Raw genomic sequence first — 11,732 nt, 5'->3', positions numbered from 1 at the left:
TTATATTCTTCAATGTGGATTTTTTTAACTGTTGAAATTTCAAGGATTAACAATATAGAAAGTCGGTTATTGTTATCCGCAATACTCCCGAATATGCACCGGTCACTCCTGGCATAGTTTCAAGGCTGCTTGCCACTGTGGCAAGCCACAAAAGGTCTGCTGCAGGCGTTGTGAAGACAATACTGAATTGTTGGGACGCCGGGCGGGCACCGGATAATCTTTTGCCAAAATCGCTTTCAGTTTAGGTTTTTTGTGTACGGAGGCATGGTCCATGATCGCCTCGGTAAAGCCAAACCAGCTGGTACGGCCTTGTGCCGTCAAATGATATAGACCGGAACGCTCGTTCCACCACGCCGCCCTGTCAGTTGTCGCCAGGCTTTGCGCCACGATATGCGCCGTGGTATCAGCAATGGTACGGCTCCACGTTGGTGCGCCGAACTGGTCGGAAACGATGCTCAGTTCTTCACGCTCCTGTGCCAGACGAAGCATGGTCAGCAGAAAGTTCTTGCCATGGGTGCTGTAAACCCAGCTGGTACGCAGGATCAGGTGCGGGATGCCTGCCGCCTGGATGGCCTGTTCGCCGGCCAGCTTGCTGCTGCCATACATATTCACAGGGCAGGTCGGATCGGTTTCGAAGTAGGGGCCCTCTTTCGTTCCGTCAAAGACATAATCAGTGCTGTAATGAATCATTGCAGCGCCCAGTTTCTTTGCCTCTTCCGCCATGACAGCGGGCGCCTCGCCATTAATGCGCAGTGCCAAGTCCGGTTCGCTCTCTGCCTTGTCCACTGCTGTGTAGGCCGCAGGGTTGACGATCAGCGTCGGTTTCACGCGACGGATGACGTCGCGCACCTGGTCCAGGTCGGCCAGGTCCATCTGGCTGCGGTCTACGGCAATGATCTCGCCCAGGCCCTGCAGGCTGCGTTCGAGTTCGTAACCGACCTGGCCGGTTTTTCCTGTGATTAAAATACGGCTCATGAAATAGTTTTTTCCGGTTTAGCAGATTGGTTGGTAACGGTCAGGCGAAAACGTCGGCGTTGGCCAGCAAGGTGCCCACTTTGTCTTTGCCGGACAGCAGCGGTTCGCCATCCAAAGGCCAATCGATGCCGATCGCCGGATCACTCCACAGAATGCTGCGTTCGAACTCCGGTGCCCAATAGTCAGTCGTCTTGTACAGGAACTCGGCGCAGTCGCTGGTGACCACGAAGCCGTGCGCAAAGCCTTCCGGTATCCACAACTGGCGTTTGTTGGCCGCTGATAAGGTCACGCCTACCCAGTGGCCGAACGTAGGCGAGCTTTTGCGTAGGTCGACGGCAACGTCGAAGACTTCGCCCGCAGTCACACGCACCAGCTTGCCTTGCGGCTGCTGGATTTGATAGTGCAAGCCGCGCAACACGCCTTTGGCCGACTTGGAATGATTGTCTTGCACGAAGTCGCGTGTGAGGCCGGTCAGCTCGGCGAAACGTTTCTGGTTAAAGCTTTCATAAAAAAAGCCACGATCATCACCGAATACAGTGGGCTCGAGAATCAGGACATCAGGTATGGCGGTGGTTTGAATTTGCATGGTGTGATGAGCCATTCAGGCTTTAGTATATTTTTTCTTCGAGCAGACGCAGCAGGTATTGGCCGTAGGCATTCTTTTTCAAGGGTTGCGCCAATGCATCAAGCTTGGCTGCGTCGATGTAGCCGCGGCGATAGGCGATTTCTTCTGGGCAGGCAACTTTTAAGCCCTGGCGATTTTCGATGGTGGCGATGAATTGGCCCGCTTCGAGCAAGGATTCATGCGTGCCCGTATCGAGCCAGGCCATGCCGCGGCCCATCAGTTCGACGTTCAGCTGTCCCCGCTCCAGATAGGTGCGATTCACGTCGGTGATTTCCAGTTCGCCGCGCGGGGACGGGGCGATGCCGGCAGCGATATCGCATACCTGGTTATCGTAGAAATACAGGCCCGTGACGGCATAGTTCGATTTAGGCTTGAGCGGTTTTTCCTCGATGCTGATGGCGCGCCGCTGTTCATCGAAATCGACCACGCCATAGCGTTCCGGATCGTGCACGTGATAGGCGAATACGGTCGAGCCGCTGGTGCGTGCGGAGGCCGCGCGCAGTTGCGTTTCAAAGTCGTGACCGTAATAGATGTTGTCGCCCAAGATCAGTGCTGATGGCGCATCGCCGACAAACTCTTTGCCAATGATGAACGCTTGTGCCAGACCGTCCGGGGTTGGTTGCACGGCGTAGCTGAGCTTGATGCCCCACTGGCTGCCGTCGCCCAGCAATTCCTGGAAGCGCGGCGTATCTTGTGGCGTGGAAATGATCAGGATGTCGCGTATGCCGGCCAGCATCAGGGTGGTCAGCGGATAGTAGATCATCGGCTTGTCATACACGGGCAACAGCTGCTTCGATACGGCCATGGTGACGGGATACAGGCGCGTGCCGGAGCCGCCGGCCAGGATGATGCCCTTGCGTTCGATGCCGGTTCCCATTATTGCTGCTCCTGGGCCGTGTCGCGCGTCGCGTAGTTCTTCTCTACCCACTTCAGGTAGTCGCCCGACTGGACATCGTGTACCCAGGCCTGGTTATCCAGATACCACTGGACCGTCTTGCGGATGCCGCTGGCGAAGGTTTCGGCCGGTTTCCAGCCCAGTTCGCGCTCGATCTTGCGCGCGTCGATGGCATAGCGGCGGTCATGGCCAGGGCGATCCTGCACATAAGTGATTTGCTCGCGATAGCTGCCCGATGCCTTCGGGTCCAGCATATCGAGGATGTCGCACAGGGTATGCACGACTTCCAGGTTGGCCATTTCATTCCAGCCGCCCACGTTGTAGACCTCGCCCAGACGTCCCGCTTCCAGGACGCGGCGAATCGCCGAGCAATGGTCGCCCACGTACAGCCAGTCGCGCACCTGCATGCCATCGCCATAGATAGGCAAGGCCTTGCCGGCGCGGGCATTGCTGATGATGAGTGGAATCAGTTTTTCCGGGAAATGGAAGGAGCCATAGTTGTTCGAGCAGTTGGTGGTCAGCACGGGCATGCCGTACGTATGGAAATACGCGCGCACCAGATGATCGGACGCCGCTTTCGATGCCGAGTAGGGGCTGTTTGGCGCATATGGCGTCGTTTCCGTGAACGGCGGATCATTCGGCCCCAGGGTGCCATAGACTTCGTCGGTCGAGACGTGCAGGAAGCGGAAGCTGTCCTTGGCCTCGCCCGTCAAGCCGCTCCAATAGGCGCGTGCCGCTTCCAGCAGGCTGAAGGTGCCGTTGACGTTGGTCGAAATGAATTCGCCGGGGCTATGGATCGAGCGGTCGACATGGCTTTCCGCGGCAAAATGCACGATGGCGCGTGGCCGGTGTTCTGCCAGCAGGCGCGAGATATGCGCGGTATCGCAAATATCGCCACGCACAAAGATATGCCGCGGGTCTTCCTCCAGGCTGGCCAGATTGCTGAGATTGCCAGCATAGGTCAGCTTGTCAAAATTGATCACGGGCTCATCGTTGAGCGCCAGCCAGTCTCTTACAAAGTTGGAGCCGATGAAGCCGGCACCGCCAGTTACTAAAATCATGCTGTTATCCTTTTTACTTGAATATCGTCACAACGCTCCACTTTTCTACTTGTTTTAAAGCGACGTGAGAAATATTCTGAGAGAGCAATTGTTAAAATATCATTTGCTCGTTAATACGCGCCATCTTTCTTGAAAATGACTTTAACCGTTTTCAGCAGGATGACAATGTCATTGAATAAAGACCAGTTCTTGACATACCAGGCGTCGAGATAGACGCGGGTGTCATAACTGACGTCATTCCTGCCGCTCACTTGCCATAGGCCAGTGACCCCCGGTTTTGCCTCAAGATAATAGTCGATCTGGTTGCCATAGCGTTCCAGTTCGGCATCGACAACGGGGCGAGGGCCCACCAGGCTCATTTCGCCCTTTAATACATTCCATAGCTGCGGCAATTCATCGAGACTGGTACGGCGCAGGAAGTGGCCGATCGAGGTGATGCGCGGGTCGTTTTTCAGTTTGAAATCGCGCTCCCATTCGGCACGGGCTTCAGGATCGCGCTCCAGTAACTCCTTGAGCAAGACGTCGGCGTTCACGGCCATGGTGCGGAATTTGTAGCACAGGAAATGTTTGCCATTCTGTCCTACGCGTTTGTGGCCATAGAAGACGGGACGGCCCGATGCCATGACCTTGGCGGCGATCCACAGCAGAATGGGAGCGCCGACGATCAGCACGCCGATCGAAGCGGTCAGGTCAAAGCAGCGCTTGATCAGTTGCAGGCCTGGCCGCGCCAGGTTGTTGCGCATGGTCAGCAGCAGCACTTCATGCGTAAAGAAATGGTTGACCTCCATGCCGTACAGGGGCAAGCCGCGTACGGCCGGTACTACTTGCATATTGGCAACGCAACGGCTGATCTGTTGGATCATGCCCTGATAAGCGTCGATGCCACCTTGCTCCAGAGCCACCACAGCGTGGGGGTCTCCAAGCAGCTTGAGTGTCTGTTCTGGACTGTTGCCAAGCGGGATACACGGCACGCTCTGTTTATTGCGGTTGATATAGTGATGGTCGAAGCGCTCCTGGCCTTCAGGAATCAGGAAGGCCATCAGGCGATAACCCATCAAGGCTTCTTCATCGAAGGCGCGCGCAGTTTGCAAGGCATTGTCACCCCAACCGATGATGACCATCGGGCGTATCCAACCGCCAGCTTTCATCAGCAGGTATTTGACGAGGCCGCGCAGCAGCAAGACACAGCATGGGAGCAGCAGCCAGGTGGCCAGTAGTGCCTCGCGCGAGGAGTCACGCCTGTCGAGGAATACCAGCGCCGCGTCGATCAAGCCCATGACCATGGTGATTTTCAGGATCTCCTTGATTTCATTGGAGTAGGGACGGCGCTTGGCATGATGGCCCTTCAATTTGAAAAGAGCCAGGGTGACGAACGAGAGCAGGCCGTAGCTGAGCATGCGTGAGCTATCCAGCCCCAAGCTGTTCAAGTCGCTGGTATCCTGGGTCCATTGGCCCGCGAGCCAGAATGCCATGAGCATGGCAAGTGCATCGGCAAAGGTAAGAAAATATTTTTCTGCCCTACTGCTGCAATACCATTTCACTTCTTGTACAAAGATGCCTTCGATTGGTTTCATGGTGACTTGCTAAACCTTATAAACTTCTGTGTGAATTGCTGGTGATGCGCTTGGGGGGCATGACTGAAAGGTCATACGCGGCCGTAACGGTCTTCAAAGCGGACAATATCGTCTTCTCCAAGATAACTACCCGATTGAATTTCAATCAATTCCAACGGTAGCTTGCCTGGGTTGGCCAAGGAATGGACGACGCCGAGGGGGATATAGGTGGACTGGTTTTCGGTCAGCAAATATTCCTTGTCGCCATTCGTGATCTGGGCCGTACCGGATACCACGATCCAGTGCTCGGCGCGGTGGTGATGCATTTGCAATGACAGCTTGGCGCCAGGCTTGACGGTAATCCGCTTGACCTGGAAGCGGTCGCCATTGCCGATAGAATCATATGAACCCCACGGACGGAAGACTTCACGGTGCATGGCGGCCTCGGGACGCTCCCTGGCGATCAACTGTGCGACCATGGCTTTCGTTTGCTGTGCCTGCGCCGCATCCATGACCAGTACGGCATCGGGGGTTTCCACGATAATGGTATTGCGCATGCCGATGGCAGTGACCAGGCGGCTGGTGCCATGCACCAGGCAATCGTTACAATCCTGGATCAGCACATCGCCATTGGCGCGATTGTTATCGGCATCCTTTTGCGCTACGTCGAGTACGGCTTTCCAGGAACCGATATCATTCCACCCCGCATCGAGGGTGACTGTCGCAGCATGGCTGGTGCGTTCCATGACGGCGTAGTCGACGGCGATATCGGGGCTGGCCGCGTAGGCATCCTTGTCCAGGCGAATGAAGTCGAGGTCGCTTTTTGCGCCAGCGATGGCAGCGCGGCAAGCGGTCACGACGGCTGGCTGGAAACGTTTGAGCTCTTCCAGGTAGCGGCTGGCACGGAACAGGAACATGCCACTGTTCCAGAAGTAGTCGCCGCTGGCGATATATTCCTCGGCTTGCGCCAATGCTGGCTTTTCGACGAATTCAAGAATGCGCTGGACCTGGCCGCTGGCAGCGGCTTCTGCGCGGATATAGCCATATCCCGTATCGGCTCCTGTCGGCGTGATGCCGAAGGTGAGCAGGCCTCCTTCCTCCGCGGCATGACGCGCCAGTGCTATGGCATGGTGGAACGCGTGTGTGTCGAGAATGACATGGTCGGAAGGCAGTACCAGCAGGACAGGATCATCGCCATTTTCCATCGCCTGCAAAGCGGCGCTGGCGATGGCTGGCGCCGTATTGCGGCGTATCGGCTCGAGCAGCAAGCGAGCATGTTCCATGCCAATTTCATGGAGTTGCTCGGCAACGATGAAGCGCGCCGACTCATTGCAGACCAGAAGTGGCGTGACCAGACCCGGTAGTCCATCCAGTCGCTGCAGTGTTTGCTGCAACATGCTTTCCTTGCCGGACAGGCGCAGGAATTGCTTGGGAAATGCTTCACGCGACAGTGGCCACAGGCGTGTGCCGGAACCGCCGCAAAGAATCACGGGTACGATGGGTGTATTCATGTATGCATCAATTTAAAATTTAAAACAGCCTTAATGGATGAGCATTCTGGCTCCTGTCGTCCACAAAGTGTTTAGATGTCTTATGTGCCAGTCCTGGACCGCAAGGCGGAATGCAGCTTTTTTGCCAGCTAGTAAATATTTCGAAAGGACAATATTCTAATGATTTATAGCAATCCTTGTTTTTCTTTTGCTGGCATCCCGGTTTGGGGAGTGGGAGCTGGTTAAGGCCTGGACCTATTGTAATTTGCCAAGCAGGAATTCCGCCTAGTTAGAAACCATTTCCACCAAAAAAGCAACAAATGTGCATAGGGCACTGATACTAAGAATGAACACGGCTCCTGCGGCGCAATCCTTGGCGATCTTGATGCTGGGATGAAGGGATGGATGGACGTGGTCGATCAAGTGTTCAAGGGCGGTGTTGAATAATTCTGCAGCGAGGACCATTCCACAATTGAGCAATAGCAAAGCCCACCAGAGCATGGCTGGCCGGCTCCAGGCAAGCACGAGAAGAACCGCGCAGGCGGCGAGGCATTGCAGGCGAAAGCTCGATTCCATGCGGAAGGCGGCGTCCAGGCCTTGCAGGGCAAATCCCATACGCTTGTAGAAAGGCTGGTTTTTCATCAACTTTACATGATTAAGCCGGGCATCTCACGCACATGATGGAAGGCATTTTTCCTCAAAACAGCTGAGTATTGCCCGCGCGCGTGGTGATGGCCTGGTGCCAGGCGTTTGAGAGACTGGAGTAAAAGAGCGTGCGTATCACTGAAGAAAAAAGTAAAAAGCCCGTTTTCAAGAAAATGAAAATGGGCTTTTATTGAGAAATGGCATGGCGTTTGCCAAGGCCACTTCTCATGGGGCCAAGCCAGCGTTGCACTTGATGTCGCTCGCAGGTGTGGCCCTGTCTGTCGGTGCCAAAGGCATCGACAGTTTACTTGGCGTGGCTTGGGGTCGTGTGCGCGGTGGTCGAATCCGAGCTTGCTGCACCGGCCACAACGGCAACTGCTGCACCGATTGCGATCATGGTGCTGACGCTCAGGCCGGCAACAGTGGTACCGGCAGCGGCGCCAGCAGCTGGTGCGGCTGCAGCTGGTGCAGGGGCTGGCGTCGATTGAGCCATGGCTTGTGCGGAAGCGAAGCACAGGATTGCCGAAGCGATCAGAATTTTCTTCATGGGATATCCTTTTAGGTTGAACAGTGGGAATGCTAAACTGTCACACGATTGTAGCAACATTTCTCTTGCTAGTCTGCGCCACACAGTGCGTGGCGACAATAATTTAATCTAATTTTGCTACATACCCGGTCATTCAGCGCGTCTGGCAGTCTGAGATGTTGTTCTCTATCAACAAAAAAGATACCTTGCCAGAGTGGCAGCCCATGTTTTTTGTTACATATCGCGGGAATTGCTGATGCATGCGAAAGCGATCCACAAGTTTGCCAAGTGCTTGCCATCCCGCGTAAAATGCAGGCTTCGCGGGTGTAGCTCAATGGTAGAGCAGAAGCTTCCCAAGCTTACGACGAGGGTTCGATTCCCTTCACCCGCTCCATTTTTCGCTGACGCCTGACTTTATGCGGCGCGGCCACTTATTTCTCCATTCCCATGTCTTCTGATACCCCAGCAAACGGCCCGGCGCGGCCGATGATGTACGATCCGACCGAACACCGCATCCGCAGCTTCGTGACCCGCGCGGGACGCCTGTCTGTCGCGCAGGCGCGCGCGCTCGAGACCCTGGGACCGCAGTTCCTGTTGCCTTTCGCTAAGGAGCCGATGGACTTCGAGCAGGTGTTCGGCCGCAAGGCGCCGGTCATCCTGGAAATCGGTTTCGGCATGGGGGCGACGACGGCGCATATCGCCAAAGCCATGCCGGAGAAGGATTTCATCGGCGTCGAAGTGCATACGCCGGGCGTTGGCAGCCTGTTGAAGCTGATCGGCGAAGAGTCGCTGACGAATCTGCGCCTGCTGCAGCACGATGCCGTGGAAGTGCTGACGCACATGATTCCTGCCAATTCGCTGGCCGGCATCCACGTGTTCTTCCCCGATCCGTGGCACAAGGCGCGCCACAACAAACGCCGTCTGATCCAGTCGCCATTCGTCAAGCAATTGACCGATCGCCTGGCGCCGGGTGGCTATCTGCATTGCGCCACCGACTGGGAAGATTACGCAGTGCAAATGCTGGAAGTGCTGGGCGCCGAGCCGCAGTTGCGCAATAGCGCCGAGGGGTATGCGCCGCAGCCGGCGTACCGTCCGCTGACCAAGTTTGAAAACCGTGGCTTGAAGCTGGGCCATGGCGTGTGGGATCTGGTATTCATCAAGAAGTAAATTGGGCGGTTTTCCCACCGTGCCGTTTGCTCGAGAACAAGCCTGCCGCGGCGACGCCGCAGGCTTTTTTAACGCGCGCGCTAGCGTGCGCCAGCTAGGCAAGGCGGGGGAATTACGGTAGTCTTATCTTTTTTGCATTGAGCAATATTATGTCCAAGAAAATACTCGTGACCGGCGCATCCGGTTTCATCGGTTCGCATACGTGCGTCGAATTGCTGGCTGCCGGCTTTGATGTGGTGGCGGTGGATAATCTGTGCAATAGCGCGCGCGAAGCGATGGCGCGCGTGGAGCGCATCTCGGGCAAAAGTGTGCCCTTCTACGAGGCGGACGTGCGCGACCGCGCGGCCATGGCCGCCGTCCTGCGCGAGCACGCCATCGACGCGGTGATCCATTTCGCAGGTCTGAAGGCGGTGGGCGAATCCGTGGCCCAGCCGTTGATGTACATGGACAATAATGTGACGGGTACCGTGGCGCTGCTGGAAGTGCTGGCGGCGGCGAACGTGAAGCGTTTTGTGTTCAGCTCGTCGGCCACCGTGTATGGCGACCCGGAAGCCTTGCCCATCCTGGAAACGTCGCGCCTGTCCGTGACCAACCCATACGGCCGCAGCAAGCTGATGGTCGAACAGATCCTGGCCGATCTCGTGCATGCTGATGCGCAATGGCAAGTAGGTGTGTTGCGCTACTTCAATCCGGTCGGTGCACATGTCAGCGGCCTGATCGGTGAAGATCCTGCCGGTATTCCGAACAATTTGATGCCGTTCATCGCCCAGGTGGCAGTGGGCCGCCGCGAGCGCCTGGCCGTCTTCGGCAACGACTACGCTACGCCGGACGGCACGGGCGTGCGTGACTATATCCACGTGGTCGACCTGGCGCTGGGCCATGTGGCGGCGTTGAACCGCCTGTTTTCCACCGAGGGCGGTTTTACCGTCAACCTGGGCACGGGCCACGGCTACAGTGTGCTCGATACCGTGCGCGCCTTCGAAGCCGCCAGCGGCCGCGCCGTGCCGTATGACGTCGTGCCGCGCCGCCCCGGCGACATCGCCAGCTGCTACGCCTCGGCCGACAAGGCGAAGGAACTGCTGGGCTGGCAAGCGCAGAAAAACATCGAGGACATGTGCCGCGACCACTGGCGCTGGCAGCACCAGAACCCGCAAGGTTACGCGGCGTAAAAAAGTCCTCGGATACAAAAAATCCCGCTCACACATCAGTGTGGCGGGATTTTTTTAGAGCGCTAGCAAACCAATGGCGCCTGAAAAATGTCTGGGGCTAGGCGCAAAGCCGAAGACAGTACGCGAGTACGGCGAGGCGAAGCAACAACGCCCCAGGCATTTTCTCAGGCAGCCATTAAGGGTACAGGCCGCGCACTTCGCGGGCTTGCAGCACGCGCGTGCATGCCAGGATGAAGGTGGCGGTACGCATCGACACTTTCTTCTCTTGCGACACTTGCCATACGGCGTCGAACGCTTCGCGCATGATGCGGGTCAGGCGGCTGTTGATCTCTTCTTCCGTCCAGAAGAAGCTCGAGAAGTTCTGCGCCCACTCGAAGTAGCTGACGGTCACGCCGCCGGCGTTGGCCAGCACGTCCGGCACGATCAGCACGCCGCGGTCGGTCAGGATGTCGTCCGCTGCCGGCAGGGTCGGGCCATTGGCGCCTTCCAGGATGATCTTGGCGCGGATGACTTGTGCGCGTTCTGCGGTGATCTGCTGTTCCAGTGCGGCCGGGATCAGGATGTCGCAATCGATGCCCCAGAAATCTTCGCGTGGCACGAATGCCTCGGCGCCCGGGAAGCCTTCGACGCTGCCCACTTCGGCCACGTGTGCCAGCAGTTGCGGGATGTTCAAGCCGCCGGAATGCACGACGGTGGTCTTGTGGTCCTGTACCGCCACCACTTTCGAGCCGGCTTCAGCGAACATGCGGGCAGCGACGCCGCCCACATTGCCGAAACCTTGCACGATGACTTTCGCGCCTTCGAGCGACATGCCGACCTTGGCGGCCGCATCGCAACCGACGACGAACACGCCGCGGCCCGTCGCATCGCGGCGACCCAGGCTGCCGCCCAGCGAAATTGGCTTACCCGTCACCACGCCGGTCGACATATTGCCGCCGATCATGGCGTAGCTGTCCATCATCCACGCCATGACTTGTTCATTCGTGTTGACGTCCGGCGCCGGGATATCCTTGTTCGGTCCGATGATCATGCTGATCTCGCTCGTGTAGCGGCGGGTCAGGCGTTGCAGTTCGTTGCGCGACAGGGTCTTCGGATCGACACGGATACCGCCCTTGGCGCCGCCGTATGGCACGTTGACGGCTGCATTCTTGACCGTCATCCAGGCCGACAGGGCCATCACTTCCGACAGGGTCACGTCCTGGTGGAAGCGCACGCCGCCCTTGCCCGGGCCGCGCGACAGGTTGTGCTGCACGCGGTAGCCTTCGTAGTGGGCAATGGTGCCGTCATCGCGCTCGATAGGCACGTCGACCGTCAGGATGCGCTTTGGACGCTTCAGCGTTTCCACCCAGCGCGACAGGTTGCCCAGGTACGGCGTAACGCGGTCGATCTGCTCGAGGTAGACGCCCCATGGGCCCAGATCTTCGGAATTGAGGTAGGAAGGAAGTGCGTGCTTGCTGGTCATGCTTGATAAGCTCCTGGACAAAACGGTGGTGTAACGCCGAAAAATCCGCAGAGCATCGCGATGAATTTTTCTGGCGTTCAAAAATGCTGTGGTAGGCGCACCTGAAGGCTGCGCGCAGCGGAACCGCATCGTAGGCGATAGCCTCATGCCCCGGCCAATGCTTT

11 protein-coding genes and 1 tRNA gene are annotated in these 11,732 nt (G+C 57.2%); 3 read left to right on the top strand and 9 right to left on the bottom strand.

All coding sequences use genetic code 11. The features are described from left to right. Positions 1–102 precede the first annotated feature (102 nt). The 8 genes from rfbD to GCN75_RS08070 form a co-directional block, all read right to left on the bottom strand. Positions 103–975 (bottom strand): dTDP-4-dehydrorhamnose reductase, encoded by an 873-nt coding sequence (gene rfbD / locus GCN75_RS08105; RefSeq protein WP_152282106.1) that lies wholly within the window; start codon positions 973–975, stop codon positions 103–105. Between the two features lie 40 nt (positions 976–1,015). After that, entirely contained in the window at positions 1,016–1,561 is a 546-nt protein-coding gene (rfbC, locus tag GCN75_RS08100) for a dTDP-4-dehydrorhamnose 3,5-epimerase (protein ID WP_152282105.1), read from the bottom strand. 22 nt (positions 1,562–1,583) lie between these two features. Then, positions 1,584–2,477 carry a glucose-1-phosphate thymidylyltransferase RfbA gene (gene rfbA, locus GCN75_RS08095; RefSeq protein WP_152282104.1) on the bottom strand — a complete coding sequence of 298 codons (894 nt, stop codon included), beginning with the start codon at positions 2,475–2,477 and terminating at the stop codon, positions 1,584–1,586. Then, positions 2,477–3,556 (bottom strand): dTDP-glucose 4,6-dehydratase, encoded by a 1,080-nt coding sequence (rfbB, locus tag GCN75_RS08090; RefSeq protein ID WP_152282103.1) that lies wholly within the window; start codon positions 3,554–3,556, stop codon positions 2,477–2,479. The genes rfbA and rfbB overlap by 1 nt, the downstream gene beginning before the upstream one ends. Before the next feature lie 110 nt (positions 3,557–3,666). Next, positions 3,667–5,130, bottom strand: a complete 1,464-nt coding sequence (gene wbaP / locus GCN75_RS08085; protein WP_152282102.1) for an undecaprenyl-phosphate galactose phosphotransferase WbaP — start codon at positions 5,128–5,130, stop codon at positions 3,667–3,669. A gap of 71 nt (positions 5,131–5,201) precedes the next feature. Continuing rightward, positions 5,202–6,620 (bottom strand): mannose-1-phosphate guanylyltransferase/mannose-6-phosphate isomerase, encoded by a 1,419-nt coding sequence (locus GCN75_RS08080; RefSeq protein ID WP_152282101.1) that lies wholly within the window; start codon positions 6,618–6,620, stop codon positions 5,202–5,204. 264 nt (positions 6,621–6,884) lie between these two features. Then, on the bottom strand, positions 6,885–7,241 hold the full coding sequence (locus GCN75_RS08075; RefSeq protein WP_152282100.1) for a diacylglycerol kinase: 357 nt from the start codon (positions 7,239–7,241) through the stop codon (positions 6,885–6,887). A gap of 307 nt (positions 7,242–7,548) precedes the next feature. Beyond that, positions 7,549–7,791 (bottom strand): hypothetical protein, encoded by a 243-nt coding sequence (locus GCN75_RS08070; protein ID WP_152282099.1) that lies wholly within the window; start codon positions 7,789–7,791, stop codon positions 7,549–7,551. A gap of 299 nt (positions 7,792–8,090) precedes the next feature. Between GCN75_RS08070 and GCN75_RS08065 the strand changes: the two genes are divergently transcribed. The 3 genes from GCN75_RS08065 to galE all read left to right on the top strand — a co-directional run bounded on the left by GCN75_RS08065 (position 8,091) and on the right by galE (position 10,106). Further along, positions 8,091–8,164: transfer RNA gene (locus GCN75_RS08065), tRNA-Gly, on the top strand. Positions 8,165–8,256: 92 nt separating this feature from the next. After that, complete coding sequence (trmB, locus tag GCN75_RS08060) at positions 8,257–8,937, top strand: tRNA (guanosine(46)-N7)-methyltransferase TrmB (protein WP_152254880.1); 681 nt, start codon at positions 8,257–8,259, stop codon at positions 8,935–8,937. Between the two features lie 149 nt (positions 8,938–9,086). Further along, positions 9,087–10,106 carry a UDP-glucose 4-epimerase GalE gene (gene galE / locus GCN75_RS08055; protein WP_152282098.1) on the top strand — a complete coding sequence of 340 codons (1,020 nt, stop codon included), beginning with the start codon at positions 9,087–9,089 and terminating at the stop codon, positions 10,104–10,106. Between the two features lie 175 nt (positions 10,107–10,281). Here the strand turns inward: galE and GCN75_RS08050 are convergent, their stop codons facing one another. Beyond that, positions 10,282–11,568 (bottom strand): Glu/Leu/Phe/Val family dehydrogenase, encoded by a 1,287-nt coding sequence (locus GCN75_RS08050; RefSeq protein WP_131373381.1) that lies wholly within the window; start codon positions 11,566–11,568, stop codon positions 10,282–10,284. Between the last annotated feature and the right edge of the window lie 164 nt (positions 11,569–11,732).

The organism is Janthinobacterium violaceinigrum (assembly GCF_009208555.1).
GTDB lineage: Bacteria > Pseudomonadota > Gammaproteobacteria > Burkholderiales > Burkholderiaceae_D > Janthinobacterium > Janthinobacterium violaceinigrum.
The sequence above is the reverse complement of the archived record's forward strand: the minus strand, read 5'-3'. Positions and strand labels throughout refer to the sequence as shown.

Excerpts from the sequence above, each read along its gene's own strand:
- GCN75_RS08075 (WP_152282100.1), bottom strand. The coding sequence starts at position 7,241 with ATGAAAAACCAGCCTTTCTACAAGCGTATGGGATTTGCCCTGCAAGGC.
- wbaP (WP_152282102.1), bottom strand. The coding sequence starts at position 5,130 with ATGAAACCAATCGAAGGCATCTTTGTACAAGAAGTGAAATGGTATTGC.
- trmB (WP_152254880.1), top strand. The coding sequence starts at position 8,257 with ATGATGTACGATCCGACCGAACACCGCATCCGCAGCTTCGTGACCCGC.
- rfbB (WP_152282103.1), bottom strand. The coding sequence starts at position 3,556 with ATGATTTTAGTAACTGGCGGTGCCGGCTTCATCGGCTCCAACTTTGTA.
- GCN75_RS08070 (WP_152282099.1), bottom strand. The coding sequence starts at position 7,791 with ATGAAGAAAATTCTGATCGCTTCGGCAATCCTGTGCTTCGCTTCCGCA.
- GCN75_RS08080 (WP_152282101.1), bottom strand. The coding sequence starts at position 6,620 with ATGAATACACCCATCGTACCCGTGATTCTTTGCGGCGGTTCCGGCACA.
- rfbA (WP_152282104.1), bottom strand. The coding sequence starts at position 2,477 with ATGGGAACCGGCATCGAACGCAAGGGCATCATCCTGGCCGGCGGCTCC.
- rfbC (WP_152282105.1), bottom strand. The coding sequence starts at position 1,561 with ATGCAAATTCAAACCACCGCCATACCTGATGTCCTGATTCTCGAGCCC.
- rfbD (WP_152282106.1), bottom strand. The coding sequence starts at position 975 with ATGAGCCGTATTTTAATCACAGGAAAAACCGGCCAGGTCGGTTACGAA.
- galE (WP_152282098.1), top strand. The coding sequence starts at position 9,087 with ATGTCCAAGAAAATACTCGTGACCGGCGCATCCGGTTTCATCGGTTCG.
- GCN75_RS08050 (WP_131373381.1), bottom strand. The coding sequence starts at position 11,568 with ATGACCAGCAAGCACGCACTTCCTTCCTACCTCAATTCCGAAGATCTG.